The 17896-nt window shown below is 70.9% G+C and carries 13 protein-coding genes and 1 pseudogene; 8 read left to right on the forward strand and 6 right to left on the reverse strand.

What is annotated here, in order from left to right:
- Positions 1-4 precede the first annotated feature (4 nt).
- The 4 genes and pseudogenes from ACIOWN_RS32740 to ACIOWN_RS32755 form a co-directional block, all read right to left on the reverse strand.
- Positions 5-1885, reverse strand: a complete 1881-nt coding sequence (locus ACIOWN_RS32740) for an ABC transporter substrate-binding protein (RefSeq protein ID WP_362357340.1) — start codon at positions 1883-1885, stop codon at positions 5-7.
- A gap of 313 nt (positions 1886-2198) precedes the next feature.
- Entirely contained in the window at positions 2199-5390 is a 3192-nt protein-coding gene (locus ACIOWN_RS32745) for an AAA family ATPase (protein ID WP_362357342.1), read from the reverse strand.
- Between the two features lie 660 nt (positions 5391-6050).
- A pseudogene (locus tag ACIOWN_RS32750) lies at positions 6051-6182 on the reverse strand (SCO5717 family growth-regulating ATPase); the annotation flags it as partial.
- 450 nt (positions 6183-6632) lie between these two features.
- On the reverse strand, positions 6633-6926 hold the full coding sequence (locus ACIOWN_RS32755; RefSeq protein ID WP_362357346.1) for a DUF397 domain-containing protein: 294 nt from the start codon (positions 6924-6926) through the stop codon (positions 6633-6635).
- Between the two features lie 281 nt (positions 6927-7207).
- Here ACIOWN_RS32755 and rpsO point away from each other — a divergent pair, with 281 nt between their 5' ends.
- From rpsO to ACIOWN_RS32780, 5 genes are all read left to right on the forward strand, one after another.
- Positions 7208-7495 (forward strand): 30S ribosomal protein S15, encoded by a 288-nt coding sequence (gene rpsO / locus ACIOWN_RS32760; protein WP_100571636.1) that lies wholly within the window; start codon positions 7208-7210, stop codon positions 7493-7495.
- Between the two features lie 364 nt (positions 7496-7859).
- Positions 7860-10079, forward strand: a complete 2220-nt coding sequence (locus ACIOWN_RS32765; protein WP_362357348.1) for a polyribonucleotide nucleotidyltransferase — start codon at positions 7860-7862, stop codon at positions 10077-10079.
- Positions 10076-11455: a pitrilysin family protein gene (locus tag ACIOWN_RS32770; RefSeq protein WP_362357350.1), complete on the forward strand. Its 1380-nt coding sequence runs from the start codon at positions 10076-10078 to the stop codon at positions 11453-11455. Before ACIOWN_RS32765 ends, ACIOWN_RS32770 begins: the two co-directional genes overlap by 4 nt.
- A gap of 36 nt (positions 11456-11491) precedes the next feature.
- Positions 11492-12244 (forward strand): 4-hydroxy-tetrahydrodipicolinate reductase, encoded by a 753-nt coding sequence (gene dapB, locus ACIOWN_RS32775; protein ID WP_362357352.1) that lies wholly within the window; start codon positions 11492-11494, stop codon positions 12242-12244.
- A gap of 15 nt (positions 12245-12259) precedes the next feature.
- Positions 12260-12715, forward strand: a complete 456-nt coding sequence (locus tag ACIOWN_RS32780) for a hypothetical protein (protein ID WP_401984243.1) — start codon at positions 12260-12262, stop codon at positions 12713-12715.
- Positions 12716-12797: 82 nt separating this feature from the next.
- On the opposite strand, the gene ACIOWN_RS32785 is transcribed toward ACIOWN_RS32780, so the two are convergent.
- Entirely contained in the window at positions 12798-13352 is a 555-nt protein-coding gene (locus ACIOWN_RS32785; protein WP_362357354.1) for a hypothetical protein, read from the reverse strand.
- A 135-nt stretch (positions 13353-13487) separates the two neighbouring features.
- Positions 13488-13727 (reverse strand): hypothetical protein, encoded by a 240-nt coding sequence (locus ACIOWN_RS32790; protein WP_362357356.1) that lies wholly within the window; start codon positions 13725-13727, stop codon positions 13488-13490.
- A gap of 210 nt (positions 13728-13937) precedes the next feature.
- On the opposite strand from ACIOWN_RS32790, the gene thyX reads away from it, so the two are divergent.
- The 3 genes from thyX to ACIOWN_RS32805 all read left to right on the forward strand — a co-directional run bounded on the left by thyX (position 13938) and on the right by ACIOWN_RS32805 (position 17634).
- Positions 13938-14678 (forward strand): FAD-dependent thymidylate synthase, encoded by a 741-nt coding sequence (gene thyX / locus ACIOWN_RS32795; RefSeq protein ID WP_362357358.1) that lies wholly within the window; start codon positions 13938-13940, stop codon positions 14676-14678.
- A 215-nt stretch (positions 14679-14893) separates the two neighbouring features.
- Entirely contained in the window at positions 14894-15793 is a 900-nt protein-coding gene (dapA, locus tag ACIOWN_RS32800; RefSeq protein WP_362357360.1) for a 4-hydroxy-tetrahydrodipicolinate synthase, read from the forward strand.
- Between the two features lie 155 nt (positions 15794-15948).
- Complete coding sequence (locus tag ACIOWN_RS32805; protein ID WP_362357362.1) at positions 15949-17634, forward strand: ribonuclease J; 1686 nt, start codon at positions 15949-15951, stop codon at positions 17632-17634.
- Positions 17635-17896 lie beyond the last annotated feature (262 nt).

The following is a 17896-nucleotide window of genomic DNA, read 5'->3' on the forward strand; positions in this document are numbered from 1 at the left end:
CTGCCTATTCGCGGTCTTCTGCTGTCGCCCGGCGGCGCACCGCGAAGAGCGCCGCGAGGCCGCCGAGGACGACGACGCCGGCGACGATCGCGATGATGACGCCCGTCGACGTGGAACCGCCCGAGGAATCGCCGGAGTTCGCCGGAACGGCCGACCACCAGCTCCAGTAGCCGTCCTGGCCGTAGATGTTGCCCGCCTTGGCCGGCATGGTCGTGATCGACTCGATCTGGTCCGTGCGGTAGGCCTCGACGGCGTTCGGATAGGCCATGACGTTCATGTACCCGAGGTCGTACAGCCGCGACTCCATCTGCTTGACCAGGTCCGCCCGCTTGGCGGGGTCGTACTCGGCCAACTGCTTGGCGTACAGCTCGTCGTACTTCTTGTCGCAGATGAAGTCGTCGGTGGCGTCGGTGTCCTTCGGGGTCGCCGGGAGCGCGGCGCAGGTGTGGATGGAGAGCACGTAGTCGGGGTCCGGGTTGACGGACCAGCCGTCGAAGGCGAGGTCGTACTTGCCCGCGAGCCATGGATCGGTCACGTTGTCGAGGCAGTTGAGCTCGACCCCGATGCCGAGCCTGCCCCACCACTCCTGGAGGTACTTGCCGACCGCCTTGTCGTTGGGGTCGGTGGCGTGGCACAGCACGCGGTAGTTCAGCGGCTTGCCGTCCTTGCCGACGCGCTTGCCGTCCGCGTTCTTCCTGTAGCCCGCCTCGTCGAGGAGCAGGCCGGCCTTCGCCGGGTCGTACGCCAGCTCCTGGTCCGCCGACGGCTTCCAGAAGTACGACTCGTAGCGCGGCGGGATGTAGCCCTGGCCCTGCTCCGCGTGGCCCTGGAAGACCTTGTCCACGATGGTCTGCCGGTCCACCGCCATGAACAGCGCGTGCCGCACCCGCTCGTCCAGCAGGGACGAGTCGCCGTCACCGAACTTCTTGCCGTTCCTGGCCTGGGCGCCCGGGTTGGTGGCGAGGGCGTAGAAGCGGCGGCCGGGGCCCTCGTTGACGTGGATGTTCTGTGCGCCCTTGAGCGAGGCGGCCTGAGCGGGTGTCAGGGCCGGCGAGCCCGCCACGAAGGAGACCTCGCCCTTGCGCAGCGCGGCGACGGCGGCGTCCTGGTCCTTGTAGTACCGGAAGACCAGCTCGTCGAACTTCGGCGCGCCTCGCCAGAAGCTCTTGTTGGCCTCCAGCCGCACGTAGCTGTCGGGCTTGTAGCCGGTCAGGACGAACGGCCCGTTGCCGACAATCGGGAAGCTCTTGTCGTTGTTGAACTTCGAGAAGTCGTCGACCTTCTCCCAGACGTGCTTGGGCACGATCGGCACGTCGAGCGCGGTCATCGTGGCCTGCGGCTTCTTCAGCCGGATCACGAGCTCGGTGGGGCTGGGCGCGGTGACCTCGGCGAAGTTGGTGACGAAGTTGCCGTTGGCGGTGGCAGCGCCCTCGTCGGTCATCATCTTGTTGAGCGTCCAGGCCGCGTCCTCGGCGGTGGCCTGCTGTCCGTCCGACCACTTGGAGTTCGAGCGGATCGTGTACGTCCAGGTCAGCTTGTCCGGCGACGGCTCCCACTTGGTGGCCAGGGCCGGGACGACGTGGGCGTCCTTGGGGTCGTAGTTGGTCAGGTACTCGTACATCAGCCGGTGGACGCTCGTGCTGAGCAGACGTCCCGCGAGGAAGGGACTGAGCGAGTCGACGCTCTGCGCGACGGCGACCGTGAGGACCTTCTTGCCCTTCTTGCCCTGCGCGCTCTCCGCGGCGTGGGCCTGCGGCGCGGCCGGAGCGAGGGGGGTCGCGAGCCCGGCCGTGAGGGCGAGGGCGGCGGCGCCCGCGGCCAGCAACCGTGTCCCCTTCAACCGGGGGCCGGTACGTCCTCTGCCGTGCTGATCGTGTGTCTTCATGGCTCGGTGACCTCGCGTCGTCGCTCGCAGAAGACGGTTTGCGCCTTCTGCCGGGCTGGCTTGAACGGGCTTGATCGGGTGGCGCCGGCGGAATGAAGTGAGTGTCTATCAGCGGCAGTCTGCGCGCGTCAACGGTGCGTCAAACCCCATGTGGCCTGCGGAAATAACGACTTGAGTGCGATCTTGCTCCCATTGGTGGAGACCACTGAAGCCTTCCTGGTGAGGGCGTGGCGGCGGAATACGACCGGTTCTGACTGCGAACACGCGAAGGCCCGCGCCGTGGGAACGGCGCGGGCCCGGAGGGGTGGTGGAGCTACTGGTGGGGCGGGGGAGGAGTCTGCGGGTGAGCCGGGCTGGGTTGGCCCGGCTGCTGCGGGGTCTGGGGGTAGGGCTGGTCAGCCTGGTCCGGCTGAGCGGGGTGGCCCGGCTGTCCTGGCTGGTGGCCGGGGTAGGGCTGCGGTTGGGCCGGGTACGGCTGAGCAGGACCGGGCTGTCCGGGCTGCCCGGTCTGGCCGGGCGGCTGGGGAGCGAACTGGCCCGGAAGCGGCTGACCGGGGGCGGGTTGGCCGTAGGGCACCTGGCCGACGGCGGGTTGGCCTGGGACCGCCTGTCCGGGGTACGCCTGGCCAGGGGCGGGCCGGCCGGGGTACGGCTGGCCCGGATGGGGTTGTCCGGGAACCGGCCGGCCGGGGTACGGCTGGCCCGGCATGGGCGGGGCCGCGACCGGCGGCGGGTTGCCGTCGGAGGTCCACAGTCCGTGCGCCTGCTGGTGCCGTACGAAGTCCTCCGCGACCATCGCCGCGAGGTTGAAGTACGCCTCCCGCACCTTCGGCCGCATCATGTCGAGGTCGACCTCGGCACCGGCGGACAGATGCTCGTCGAAGGGCACCACGACGACACCGCGGCAACGGGTCTCGAAGTGCGCGACGATGTCGTCCACCTTGATCATCTTGCCGGTCTCGCGCACCCCGGAGATCACGGTGAGGGAACGGGAGACGAGGTCGGCGTACCCGTGCGCCGACAGCCAGTCCAGCGTCGTACTGGCACTGCTGGCACCGTCCACGGACGGCGTGGAGATGATGATGAGCTGATCGGCGAGGTCGAGCACACCGCGCATGGCGCTGTACAGCAGACCCGTACCTGAGTCGGTCAGGATGATCGGGTACTGCTTGCCGAGCACGTCGATCGCGCGGCGGTAGTCCTCGTCGTTGAACGTCGTGGACACGGCCGGGTCGACGTCGTTGGCGATGATCTCGAGACCCGAGGGCGCCTGGGACGTGAACCGCCTGATGTCCATGTAGGAGTTGATGTACGGGATCGCCTGGACCAGGTCACGGATGGTGGCCCCGGTCTCCCGGCGCACCCGGCGGCCGAGCGTGCCGGCGTCCGGGTTGGCGTCGATGGCGAGGATCTTGTCCTGCCGTTCGGTGGCGAGCGTGGAGCCGAGCGCGGTGGTGGTGGTCGTCTTGCCGACGCCGCCCTTGAGGCTGATGACCGCGATGCGGTAGCAGGACAGCACCGGTGTACGGATCAGGCTCAGCTTGCGCTGCCGCTCGGCCTCCTCCTTCTTCCCGCCGATCCGGAACCGTGCTCCGGGACCGGCGGGCCGAGTGCTGCGGGCCTTCTGCTTCTTGTTGTTGAGCAGCCGGTCGGAGGACAGCTCCACGGCCGCCGTGTAACCGAGCGGTGCCGCACCGGGGTTGATCGGCTGGCGCTGGTCGTGCTGTATGGGCTGCGGCCAACTGGCCCCGAGACGGGGGTCGACGGGCTGCTGCGGGGGAGCCGGCGGCTGCGCCTGAGCTCCGCCGGGCTGCGCGGGCGGGTTGGGGACACCAGGGGCGGCGGCCGGGCCCTGGCCCTGCGGGAACCCGTATCCGCCCGGCTGCTCCGCGCCCACCGGGCCAGGAACCGGCGGCCGGCCCGCGGCGGGGGGCTGCGCACCGGGGGCGCCGGGCTGGGGGAACCCGTATCCGGCTTGGGGGTCGGCGGGAGGTGCGGTGGGGGCGGTCGGCGGCCGGCCGCCGGGCGCGGGATGCGCACCCGGGGTGCCGGGCTGCGGGAAGCCGTAACCGGGCTGGGCGTTGGCCGGGTCCGGGGCGGCGGCGGTTGCCGGTTGCCGCGTGGGCGGCTGCTGGGTGCCGGGGAACCCGTATCCGGCTTGGGGAGTGGTGGGGCCCGTCGGAGGCCGGCCCGCCGACGAGGCCTGCGCGCCCGGGGTGCCGGGCTGGGGGAAGCCGTATCCGGCCTGGGGGCCGACCGGGGGCTCGGCGGGGGCGGTTGCCGGCGGCTGGGTGCCGGGGATGCCGGGACCGGGGAAGCCGTATCCGGTTTGCGGGTTGGCGGGAGGTGCGGTGGGGCTGGTCGGCGGCCGGCTGCCGGGCGAGGGCTGCGCACCGGGGGTGCCGGGCTGGGGGAAGCCGTATCCGGCCGGGGGCTCGGGGGGAGCGGTCGGCGGTTGCTGCGCACCGGGGGTGCCGGGGTGCGGGAAGCCGTAGCCCTGCTGCGGGGCCGCTGGAGCGGACGCCGGGGGCGGCGGTGACGGTACGGCGGGCGGAGTCCAGGCAGCGGGCGCGGGCTGAGGCGCCTGCGGCTGGAAGGGCGGCTGCTGGGCCGACTCGTGCGGCTGACCCTGCGGAGCCGTCGGCTGCGGCTCGCTGGGCCACTGAGCCGCTGACGCGGGCACCGCGGGCTGGTACGACGGCGGCAGGGGCGGCACCGGACCCTGCGGGACCGGCGGCGGAGCCCAGGCGGCGGGCGCGCCCTGCGAAGCCTCGGCGGCCGCTGCCGGGGTGGCCTCCTGGGACGCCGTGTCGGGGGATGCCGGGGCCTGAACAACGGCGTCCTGCGGAACGGCGTCCTCGGGCTCGGACTCCCGTTCCTCCCGCTTCTGCGGAACGGCGTCCTGCGGCTCCGAGTCCTGCGGCTCCGAGTCCTGCGGGGCAGCGTCCTGCGGTTCCGCGGCGGGCGTCGAGTCGTCCGGAGTGGCGTCCTCAAGTTCGTCGGGGACGGGCTCCGAGGCCGCGGCAGCGGATTCCTCGGGCGCGCCGTCCGTCACCTCGGTGTCGGACACCGAGGCATCCGCCTCCGCCTCCGCGTGCGCCTCGGTCTCCTCCGTCTTCTCCGCCTCCTCGGCATCAGAGGATTCGGCGGACGCCGGCTCGGTTACCTGGTCCTCCTCGGCCTCGACGTCGGCGGACTCGGCATCGGAATCCGCCGGGACCACGTCCACGTCGCCCGAGTCGGCATCCTCAGCCACATCCTCCGCTGCGTCGGAGCCGTCCCGAAGCCCGGTCACGCCGGCCGGTTCGGTCTCCCCGGACCCCTCCGGCTCGTCGCCCGACTCGTCGGCCTCGTGAGTCGCGGCGCCGGCACCGGTCCCGGCCTGAGAGTCCGTGTCCGTCACCGCGGCCGACTCGTCCTCCCCGTCCTCGGGGCCGGGCGCCTCGCCCTGCTCGTCGGCCACCTGCGCCGCCTCCCGCCGGACGGCGACGGCGGAGATCCGCATGGTGGCACCGCTCTCAAGGTCGCCGGCCCCGGTACCCGGGCCCGAGGGCGACCCGCCTACCGGGATGTGCGGCACCGCCGCCGGAGACGAGGCACCGGCCGTATCCTCCTCCGGCGAATCCGCCGCCTGCTGCGGCTCGAACCCGTCACCCAGCGGCAGCTTCGGCACGGCGACCGGGCCCCCCACCGCCGGCGGGGGCGGCGTGAACGGTGCCCCCGGCGCAGGCGCGGCCGGAGTGAAGGGCGCGCCTGGCGCGGGCGGAGGTGGAGTGGACGGTGCCCCCGGTGCGGGAGCGGGTGGAGTGAACGACGCTGCTGGTGCGGGAGCCGGCGGCGTGAAGGGCGCGCCTGGCGCGGGCGGAGGCGGGGTGAGGGACACCCCCGGCGCGGGAGCCGGCGGCGTGAAGGGCGCTCCCGGCGTCGGCGGAGGAGGTGTGAAGGGCGCCCCCGGCGTCGCCGTGGCGTGCGGCGGCGGAGTCAGCCCGGGCACCGGACCGCTCGGAGCGGCGGGCCGCCCGGGACCGCCCGGCGCAGCCGGGGCCCCCGGCGGAACCGGGGCCCCCGGCGGAACCGGGGCCCCCGGCGGAACCGGGGCGTCAGGAGAAGGGCCTCCCGCCCCACCGGCCGCGTCGGCCGACTGCCCCGGCCCGCTCGACGCGTTCTGCGTGTACCAGGCGGGCGGCGCGTAGTCGATCGTGAACTCGCCCGTCGCCTCGATGGCGGACGCCGCGTCGGGCTGGTCGTCGCCGGGCGTGGCCCAGCCCCCGCGGATCCCGTCCCGATCGCTGCTCACAGTTCCTCCTGGTGTGGTCGAGCGCCCTCAATGCCGTGCGGGGGCGACCATTTCTCGTCGTCCTTGGTCGTTCGAGGCCGTCCGATCCACCGACTTCCCCCCGTGACGACGATGCCCGGTTCACGGGTTCCGACATCGCGCCCCCTGTCCCAGCCTAATCACCAGGAGACTCACCACGGCAGGCCCGTCCGTCCCCCGGCGCCCGCACACTTGACGACAACCTGCCCCGAATCGCCGTGCACAGCAAGGCATCCGCAAGCAGAACGGACACATCCGTACTCAAGCCGTACAGAAGGTGAACCCTGAACCCCGAGACACCACGGCTCACGAACCGGCCTGGCCGGCAGGGCCATTGAAGGACCGATCCGGCAACCACGCCCATCCGTCACGCGGGTTGACGAAAGGGGGCGGCACGCGCACGTGCCGCCCCCTTTCATGTCCGCGCGCCCCTCACTCGGCCGCGAGCCCCCCGTTGTGCGGAGCGGGCTCCAGGTCGAACTCGCCGTCCCGTGCGCCCAGCACGAACGCCCGCCACTCCGCCTCCGTGTAGCGCAGCACCGTCTCCGGGTCGAGGGAGGACCGCATGGCGACGGCGCCGTCGGGCAGATAGGCGATCTCGACGCGCTCCTCGTGCTCCTCCGTGCCCGGCGCGCAGTGCCACTGCACACCGGAGATGTCGAGCGCGTACAGTTCGTCGCGCTCGCGTTCCTTGCGAGCCTTGATCTCCGCTTCCGTCTCCGCCATGTCGCAGCGACCCCTTCCAGACGAGCCCAACGGTGCCGCGCTCACCCTAGTGGCCCGCCGGCCCCCCTAGGCAGGATCGGAGAACCGGGGGAAATCGGGCCGTCGCGGCCTGGTACGCTGTGTGACGGCCGTTTGTGTACGCACCCCCGGAGCCCTCGCAGGAAGTCCTGCGGGCCCTGGAGGCCGCGCCCAGCGGATCCCCGCCTCCCGAGTCAGGGAAGCTCCCCCGAGACGAAGACCGGGGGCACTCGGAGGCCACTCACGGAGCACGAGGAGTACGAGTGTCGCTCGACGCCGCAACGAAGAAGCAGATCATCACCGAGTTCGGTACCAAGGAGGGTGACACCGGCTCCCCCGAGGTCCAGGTCGCTCTGCTGTCCCGTCGGATCTCCGACCTGACGGAGCACCTCAAGACCCACAAGCACGACCACCACTCCCGCCGCGGCCTGCTGATCCTGGTCGGTCAGCGCCGCCGCCTGCTGCAGTACCTCGCCAAGAAGGACATCCAGCGCTTCCGTGCGCTGGTCGACCGCCTCGGCATCCGCCGCGGTGCGGCGGGCGCCAAGTAGGACGTCGTGAAGGGAGCGGTTCCCGCGAGACAGGGGACCGCTCCCTTTGCCGTACGTAAGAGAACGCACGGGAACGTGCGGAGTGTCGGTGCCGCTTTGTAGTGTGGTAGCACGACGCAGTAGACGCAGTACGCAGTACCTGTGACACGGCGTGACAGGGCCTGCCCCAGGCGGGCACGGCATGTCCGCCCATGACGAAACGAGGAGGAGCGCACCTCGCCGCCGCCGGTCCTCGGTAGTGGCCCCCGGGAGAAGTGAACCCCGGGTGCTTCGATCGAAGACCGGCCCGCACCGGACGGAGCGCCTCTCCGCCACCGTCCCCCCGCCACACGGGCGGGAGGACGACGACGAGGAGAAAACGCTAGTGGAGAACGAGACCCACTACGCCGAAGCCGTGATCGACAACGGCCCCTTCGGCACCCGTACCATCCGCTTCGAGACGGGCCGCCTGGCCAAGCAGGCCGCCGGCTCCGCCGTCGCGTACCTGGACGACGACACCATGGTGCTGTCAGCCACCACCGCGTCCAAGAACCCCAAGGACCAGCTCGACTTCTTCCCGCTGACGGTCGACGTCGAGGAGCGGATGTACGCGGCCGGGAAGATCCCCGGTTCCTTCTTCCGCCGTGAGGGCCGTCCGTCCGAGGACGCCATCCTCACCTGCCGCCTGATCGACCGCCCGCTGCGCCCGTCCTTCAAGAAGGGCCTGCGCAACGAGATCCAGGTCGTCTGCACCGTCATGGCGCTCAACCCCGACCACCTGTACGACGTCGTGGCGATCAACGCCGCGTCCGCGTCGACGCAGCTGGCCGGCCTGCCCTTCTCCGGCCCGATCGGCGGCGTCCGCGTCGCGCTGATCAGCGGCCAGTGGGTCGCGTTCCCGACGCACACCGAGCTCGAGGACGCCGTCTTCGACATGGTGGTCGCCGGCCGCGTCCTGGAGGACGGCGACGTCGCGATCATGATGGTCGAGGCCGAGGCCACCGAGAAGACCATCAAGCTGGTCGACGGCGGCTCCGAGGCCCCCACCGAGGAGGTCGTCGCCGCCGGTCTGGAGGCCGCGAAGCCCTTCATCAAGGTGCTCTGCCGCGCCCAGTCGGACCTCGCCGCCAAGGCCGCCAAGCCGACCGGCGAGTTCCCGATCTTCCTCGACTACCAGGACGACGTCCTGGAGGCGCTGACCGCCGCCGTCCGCCCCGAGCTCGCCCAGGCGCTCACCATCGCCGGCAAGCAGGAGCGCGAGACGGAGCTGGACCGCGTCAAGGGGCTGGCCGCCGAGAAGCTGCTGCCCGAGTTCGAGGGCCGCGAGAAGGAGATCTCCGCCGCGTACCGCTCGCTGACCAAGACCCTGGTCCGTGAGCGCGTCATCAAGGAGAAGAAGCGCATCGACGGCCGCGGTGTCACCGACATCCGCACGCTGGCCGCGGAGGTCGAGGCCATCCCGCGGGTGCACGGCTCCGCGCTGTTCGAGCGTGGCGAGACCCAGATCCTGGGCGTCACCACCCTGAACATGCTCCGCATGGAGCAGCAGCTGGACACCCTCTCCCCGGTGACCCGCAAGCGCTACATGCACAACTACAACTTCCCGCCGTACTCCACCGGTGAGACCGGCCGCGTCGGCTCCCCCAAGCGCCGCGAGATCGGCCACGGAGCCCTCGCCGAGCGCGCGCTCGTGCCGGTGCTGCCCACACGCGAGGAGTTCCCGTACGCGATCCGTCAGGTCTCCGAGGCCCTCGGGTCCAACGGCTCGACCTCGATGGGCTCGGTCTGCGCCTCCACCATGTCGCTGCTGAACGCCGGTGTGCCGCTGAAGGCCCCGGTCGCCGGTATCGCCATGGGCCTGATCTCCCAGGAGATCGACGGCGAGACGCACTACGTGACCCTCACCGACATCCTCGGTGCGGAGGACGCCTTCGGCGACATGGACTTCAAGGTCGCCGGCACCAAGGAGTTCGTCACCGCCCTCCAGCTCGACACCAAGCTGGACGGCATCCCGGCCTCCGTCCTGGCCGCCGCCCTCAAGCAGGCCCGTGACGCCCGCCTCCACATCCTCGACGTGATGATGGAAGCGATCGACACGCCGGACGAGATGTCCCCGAACGCGCCGCGGATCATCACCGTGAAGATCCCGGTCGACAAGATCGGTGAGGTCATCGGCCCCAAGGGCAAGATGATCAACCAGATCCAGGAGGACACGGGCGCCGAGATCACCATCGAGGACGACGGCACGATCTACATCGGTGCCGCCGACGGCCCGTCCGCCGAGGCCGCCCGCGCCACGATCAACGGCATCGCCAACCCGACGATGCCCGAGGTCGGCGAGCGCTACCTGGGCACGGTCGTGAAGACGACCACCTTCGGCGCGTTCGTCTCCCTGCTGCCCGGCAAGGACGGTCTGCTGCACATCTCGCAGATCCGCAAGCTGGCCGGCGGCAAGCGCGTGGAGAACGTCGAGGACGTGCTCGGCGTGGGCCACAAGGTCCAGGTCGAGATCGCCGAGATCGACTCCCGCGGCAAGCTCTCCCTGGTCCCCGTGATCGAGGGCGAGGAAGACGGCAACGACAAGAAGGACGACGCCGACAAGTGACGTCCCGTGGCTTCAAGGCGACGGCCCGCACCTCTTCGGAGGCGCGGGCCGTCGCCCGTACCCAAACCCTCGTCAAGGGCCAGAACGGCATCGGCACCGTCCGCAGGACCACCCTCCCGGGCGGCCTGCGCGTCGTCACCGAGACCCTGCCCTCCGTGCGCTCCGCCACCTTCGGCATCTGGGCGCACGTCGGCTCCCGCGACGAGACGCCCGCGCTCAACGGCGCCACGCACTATCTGGAGCACCTGCTCTTCAAGGGCACGTCCCGCCGGTCCGCCCTGGACATCTCCGCCGCGATCGACGCTGTCGGCGGCGAGATGAACGCGTTCACGGCCAAGGAGTACACGTGCTACTACGCGCGCGTGCTCGACACCGACCTGCCCCTCGCCATCGACGTCGTCTGCGACATGCTCACCGGCTCGCTGATCCTGGAGGAGGACGTCGACGTCGAACGCGGCGCGATCCTCGAGGAGATCGCCATGACCGAGGACGACCCCGGCGACTGCGTGCACGACCTGTTCGCGCACACCATGTTCGGCGACAACGCCCTCGGCCGCCCGGTCCTCGGCACGGTCGACACGGTCAACGCCCTCACCGCCGACCGCATCCGCCGCTTCTACAAGAAGCACTACGACCCCACGCACCTGGTGGTCGCCTGCGCCGGCAACATCGACCACGCCAAGGTCGTACGCCAGGTCCGCGCCGCCTTCGAGAAGGCCGGCGCCCTCGGCAACGCCCACGCCGCCCCCATCGCCCCGCGCGACGGCCGCCGCACCCTGCGCGCCGCCGGCCGGGTCGAGCTGCAGAACCGCAGGACGGAACAGGCGCACGTCGTCCTCGGCATGCCGGGCCTGGCCCGCACCGACGACCGGCGCTGGGCCCTGGGCGTGCTGAACACAGCCCTCGGCGGCGGCATGTCCTCCCGCCTCTTCCAGGAGGTCCGGGAGAAGCGCGGCCTGGCCTACAGCGTGTACTCCTACACCTCCGGCTTCGCCGACTGCGGACTGTTCGGCGTCTACGCCGGCTGCCGCCCGAGCCAGGTGCACGACGTGCTGAGGATCTGCCGGGACGAACTCGACCACGTCGCCGAGAACGGGCTGACCGACGACGAGATCGGCCGCGCCATCGGCCAGCTCCAGGGCTCCACCGTCCTCGGCCTGGAGGACACGGGTGCGCTGATGAACCGTATCGGCAAGAGTGAACTGTGCTGGGGCGAGCAGATCTCCGTCGACGACATGCTGGCCAGGATGGCCGCGGTCACCCCGGACGAGGTCCGCTCGGTCGCCCGGGACATCCTGGGACAGCGCCCGTCGCTGTCGGTCATCGGCCCGCTCAAGGACAAGCAGGCCGAGCGTCTGCACGACGCGGTCGCCTGACTCCCTGTCCGTCCGTCGGTGGTAAGGAAGCAAGAGATGAGCAAGCTGCGCGTGGCGGTCCTCGGTGCCAAGGGCCGGATCGGGTCCGAGGCGGTACGGGCGGTGGAGGCCGCCGAGGACATGGAACTGGTCGCCGCCCTCGGCCGGGGCGACAAGCTGGAGACCCTCGCCGAGACCGGCGCGCAGGTCGCGGTCGAACTGACCACCCCCGGGTCGGTCATGGGCAACCTCGACTTCTGCGTACGGCACGGCATCCACGCCGTCGTCGGTACCACCGGCTGGACCGACGAGCGCCTCGCGCAGCTGCGGGGCTGGCTGGCCCTGTCCCCGCAGACCGGTGTGCTGATCGCGCCGAACTTCTCCATCGGCGCCGTGCTCACCATGAAGTTCGCGCAGATCGCCGCGCCCTGGTTCGAGTCGGTCGAGGTCATCGAGCTGCACCACCCGAACAAGGCCGACGCCCCGTCGGGCACCGCCACCCGCACCGCGCAGCTCATCGCCGAGGCCCGGGCGGAGGCGGGCTCGGCCCCCGCGCCGGACGCCACCGTCACCGCCCTGGACGGAGCGCGCGGCGCCGTCGTCGACGGGGTGCCGGTCCACTCCGTGCGCCTGCGCGGTCTCCTCGCCCACCAGGAGGTCCTGCTGGGCGGCGAGGGGGAGACGCTCACCGTCCGCCACGACTCGCTCCACCACAGCAGCTTCATGCCGGGCATCCTGCTCGGCGCGCGCCGCGTGGTGACCACTCCGGGCCTGACCATCGGCCTGGAGCACTTCCTCGACCTGAACTGAGCCCCGAAGCCCCTCATGCGCGCGAAGATCACCTACCTCGTCACGGCCGCCGTCCTGGTCTTCTACTTCGTCCTGGTCGGCAGCCGCGGCGTCATGCTCATCCAGTACGGCACACCCGTCACCGTCGCCTTCGGGATCGCCGTGCTGATCCTGCCGGTGATCGGCCTGTGGTTCCTGTGGAAGAACACCCAGTTCGTCCGCCGGGCCAACCAGCTCGCCGCCGAGCTCGACGCCGAAGGGGGCCTGCCCCTCGACGAGTTGAGCCGCACGCCCAGCGGGCGCATCGACCGTGACTCGGCGGACCGGGTCTTCGCCGAGCGCAGGGCCGAGACGGAGGCGGCCCCCGACGACTGGCGCACCTGGTTCCGCCTCGCCGTCGCCTACCACGACGCCCGCGACACCCCCCGGGCCCGCAAGGCGATGCAGCGGGCGATCGCCCTGCACGACGGCAAACCGGTGCAGACCGTCTGACGCCCGGAACACCGCCGTGTACGCGAAGGGGCCCGGTCCGCACGCGCGGACCGGGCCCCTTCACGCACATCGGCGGCCGGCGTCAACGCTGCCTGTTCTCCTCCGCCCACGCCTCCACCGCGTCCGCCGCCCGGTCGAACGCCTCGGCGCGCCCGAGGAAGTCGGCGTTGTGCGTGGTCATCAGCAGCGGCGGCTCCTGCTGCCCACGGCCCGTGCGGCTGAGCGCCAGCGCCTGTCCCTGCACCGTGCGCGGCAGCCCCAGCCAGCGCACCGGCTGCTGCACGGTCCGCACGCCGGCGACCTGTGGCCACGGCGTCGTACGGGTGACGAGGAGGCTCACGTGGCGCAGCCCGCGCGCGCTGACCCAGACGCCCATGCGCAGCATCCGCAGCGCGCCCGCGATCAGGACCAGGGCGACGACGAAGCAGAAACCGGCGGAGGACAGCGTGGCGGTGACCGCCGTGACGACCCCCGCGAGCAGCACGAAGGAGGCGAGCAGCAGCACGAGGGCGGCCACCCCCACGCGCCACGGCCCGGGCCGGTAGGGGCGTCGCCAGCGCTCGCGGTCGTCGAACGGAAGCGCTACGTCGTCCGCCGCGTCGAAGGCGCGGTCGGCCGTCAGGAAGGACAGGGGCACGGCTGGTCCTCACTCAATCCATGCGTGGGCTGTGCCCGGTGAGGCTATCCGCATGGGTCCGCGCCCACCACCCGTGGGGGTCCGGGGGAGGTGCCCGCCGTGCCACCGGGGCGGTGGCACGGCGCCCGCACCGGCTCAGTGTCCGGGGGAGACCTGGGACTGCTGGGTCTCGGCGGGGGAGTGGCTGATGGTCAGCGCGGGCGTGCCGAGGATCACGGAGCCCACGAGCGCGGCGACGATGGTCAGCCCCAGCAGGCAGCGCCCGGCTATTCGCCCGGTGGACACGCGCTCGCGGGGCGGGGGAGCGACATTGCTGCGGAACCGGTCGGCTTCGGCGACGAAGGCGAACGGTACGGGCTCGCGCCGACGGAGCATCGGGGGTACGACTCCTTCCGGGGGTCGAACAGGGGTGTCTCACCCATACGGACGACCGAGTGTCCCCAAAGGTGCCCGGTTCCACCGAAATCGCAGATCTTCACCAAAGATGTCGCGCCCCGGCACCGAATGCCCCGATGCCGGATGCGGGCCGTAGAGCCGTAAAGTGGGCGCCGCCCGTCAGACGTGAAGGAAGGGACCCGCCCAGCCGTGACCGCCACCCCCGCCGACGACCCGAAGCCCAGCTTCCGCAGCGACGTCACCGTCGACCTGGTCAAGCACGCCGCGTCGGACGCCGACGTGCTGTTCGCGGCCCGCGTCTCCACCCTCGGCGAGCTGTCCCTGGCCGAGCTGGACAGGGACCCCGAGCGCTCCAAGGGCCTGATCAACTTCCTCATGCGCGACCGGCACGGCAGCCCCTTCGAGCACAACTCGATGACCTTCTTCATCAGCGCCCCCATCTTCGTCTTCCGCGAGTTCATGCGGCACCGCGTGGGCTGGTCGTACAACGAGGAGAGCGGGCGCTACCGCGAGCTGGAGCCGGTCTTCTACGTCCCCGACGAGTCCCGCAAGCTCGTCCAGGAGGGCCGCCCGGGCAAGTACCGGTTCGTCGAGGGCACCCAGGCCCAGCAGGAGCTGGTCGGCCGGGTCATGACGGACTCCTACCGGCAGGCGTACGAGGCCTACCAGGAGATGCTCGAGGCCGGTGTCGCCCGCGAGGTGGCCCGCTCGGTCCTGCCGGTCGGCCTGTTCTCGTCGATGTACGCCACCTGCAACGCCCGCTCGCTCATGCACTTCCTCGGTCTGCGCACCCAGCACGAGCTGGCCAAGGTGCCGTCCTTCCCGCAGCGGGAGATCGAGATGGTGGGCGAGAAGATGGAGGCCGAGTGGGCCAGGCTCATGCCGCTGACCCACGCCGCCTTCAACGCCAACGGCCGGGTAGCGCCGTAACCGGCGCCCTCCGCCCCAGGCAGGTACAGATGTACGGTTCAGCCGGGCGAAGTGTCCGGATTGCGGGGCTTGCAGAAGTTCATCTAGCCTGATCAAACGGACCCGGCACTGCTTGAACCCCCGAGCAGGCAGTGCCGGGCTCCATTTTTGCCGGCACCCGTCGGTCCGCCCCCCGAGGGCAGCCCCCACCTTGAGCAGCGAGTAGCGTGTTACCCATGGCTCCGACCTCGACTCCGCAGACCCCCTTCGGGCGGGTCCTCACCGCCATGGTCACGCCCTTCACGGCGGACGGCGCACTCGACCTCGACGGCGCGCAGCGGCTCGCCGCCCACCTGGTGGACGCAGGCAACGACGGCCTGATCGTCAACGGCACCACCGGCGAGTCCCCCACCACCAGCGATGCGGAGAAAACGGACCTGGTGCGCGCGGTCCGGGAAGCGGTCGGCGACCGTGCCCACGTCGTGGCGGGCGTCGGCACCAACGACACCCGGCACAGCATCGGACTGGCCCGCGCCGCCGAGCAGGCCGGCGCGCACGGCCTGCTGACCGTCACGCCGTACTACAACAAGCCTCCGCAGGAGGGCCTGTACCGGCACTTCAAGGCCATCGCCGACGCGACCGGCCTGCCGGTCATGCTCTACGACATCCCCGGCCGCAGCGGCGTCCCGATCAACACCGAGACGATCGTGCGCCTCGCCGAGCACCCGCGGATCGTCGCCAACAAGGACGCCAAGGGCGACCTCGGCCGGGCGAGCTGGGCCATCGCGCGCTCCGGCCTCGCCTGGTACTCCGGCGACGACATGCTGAACCTGCCCCTGCTCTCGGTCGGCGCGGTCGGTTTCGTCTCCGTCGTCGGCCACGTCGTCACCCCGGACCTGCGCGCCCTGGTCGAGGCGTACACCTCCGGCGACGTCCAGAAGGCCACCGAGATCCACCAGAAGCTGCTCCCGGTGTACACCGGGATGTTCCGCACCCAGGGCGTCATGACCACCAAGGCCGCGCTCGCCCTCCAGGGCCTGCCCAGCGGTCCGCTGCGGGCCCCGATGATCGAGCTCACGCCCGAGGAGACCGAGCAGCTCAAGATCGATCTTGCCGCCGGCGGGGTACAGCTCTGACAACGAGACTTCGCACCACCCCGTGAACCCGAGGCCTGACAACTGAATAGGCGGGCCACCGGTGCCCGCAACCCAACATGACAACTGCTTCTGCACGAACGTCACGCGCGCCACGTGCCCACCGGTACGTGGCGCGCGTGTTTGAGGAGAGTCTTTTGAGTCATCCGCATCCTGAACTGGGTTCGCCCCCGCGCCTTGCCGACGGCGGTCTGAGGGTCACCCCTCTCGGTGGCCTCGGCGAGATCGGCCGGAACATGACCGTCTTCGAATACGGCGGCCGCCTGCTGATCGTCGACTGCGGAGTGCTCTTCCCCGAGGAGGAGCAGCCCGGAATCGACCTGATCCTGCCGGACTTCACGTCCATCCGTGACCGTCTCGACGACATCGAGGGCATCGTCCTCACCCATGGCCACGAGGACCACATCGGTGGAGTCCCGTTCCTCCTGCGCGAGAAGCCGGACATCCCCCTCATCGGCTCCAAGCTGACCCTCGCCCTCATCGAGGCCAAGCTCCAGGAGCACCGCATCCGCCCGTACACCCTGGAGGTGGCGGAAGGACAGCGTGAGCGCGTCGGCCCCTTCGACTGCGAGTTCATCGCGGTCAACCACTCCATCCCGGACGCCCTCGCGGTCGCCATCCGCACCCCCGCGGGCATGGTCGTGCACACCGGCGACTTCAAGATGGACCAGCTCCCGCTGGACAACCGCCTGACCGACCTGCACGCGTTCGCGCGGCTGAGCGAGGAAGGCATCGACCTCCTCCTCGCGGACTCCACCAACGCCGAGGTGCCGGGCTTCGTCCCGCCCGAGCGGGACATCTCCAACGTGCTGCGCCAGGTCTTCGGCGGCGCGCGCAAGCGGATCATCGTGGCCAGCTTCGCCAGCCACGTCCACCGCATCCAGCAGATCCTGGACGCCGCGCACGAGTACGGCCGCCGGGTCGCCTTCGTCGGCCGGTCCATGGTCCGCAACATGGGCATCGCCAGGGACCTGGGCTATCTGAGGGTCCCGCCGGGCCTGGTGGTCGACGTCCGGACCCTGGACGACCTGCCCGACCACGAGGTCGTGCTCGTCTGCACCGGCTCGCAGGGCGAGCCGATGGCGGCGCTGTCCCGCATGGCCAACCGCGACCACCAGATCCGCATCGTCGAGGGCGACACGGTGATCCTGGCGTCGTCGCTGATCCCGGGCAACGAGAACGCGGTGTACCGGGTCATCAACGGCCTGACCCGCTGGGGCGCCAACGTCGTGCACAAGGGCAACGCCAAGGTGCATGTCTCGGGCCACGCCTCGGCCGGCGAGCTGCTGTACTTCTACAACATCTGCCGCCCGCGGAACCTCATGCCGGTCCACGGCGAATGGCGCCATCTGCGGGCCAACGCCGAGCTGGGCGCTCTCACCGGAGTCCCGCACGACCGGATCGTCATCGCCGAGGACGGTGTGACCGTCGACCTGGTCGAGGGCAAGGCCAGGATCTCCGGCAAGGTCCAGGCCGGCTACGTCTACGTGGACGGCCTCTCGGTCGGCGACGTCGGCGAGCCCGCGCTGAAGGACCGGAAGATCCTCGGCGACGAGGGCATCATCTCGGTCTTCGTGGTGGTCGACTCCACCACGGGCAAGGTCACGGGCGGCCCGCACGTCCAGGCCCGCGGCTCGGGCATCGAGGACTCCGCCTTCGCCGCGGTGATCCCGAAGATCGCGGAGGCGCTGGAGAAGTCGGCCCAGGAGGGCATCGCGGACTCCCACCAGCTCCAGCAGCTCATCCGCCGCACCCTCGGCAAGTGGGTCTCGGACTCCTACCGGCGCCGGCCGATGATCCTCCCGGTCGTCGTGGAGGTCTGACCCGAGTACGTCCCCCGGGACGAACTGGGAGCGGGGCACCTCGATTTGCATCGGGGCGCCCCGCTCCAGTACGTTTACGGCTCCGCCAGGACGGGAACCCGAAGGCTTCAAGCACTTCGGGGGACACTCCCGGAACCGGCGGAAAACCGACTCAGAATCTCTGATAAAGTCGGAACCGCCGGAAAGGGAAACGCGAGAGCGGGAACCTGGAAAGCGCCGAGGAAATCGGATCGGAAAAAGATCTGATAGAGTCGGAAACACC

Source organism: Streptomyces sp. NPDC087787 (assembly GCF_044743035.1).
GTDB lineage: Bacteria > Actinomycetota > Actinomycetes > Streptomycetales > Streptomycetaceae > Streptomyces.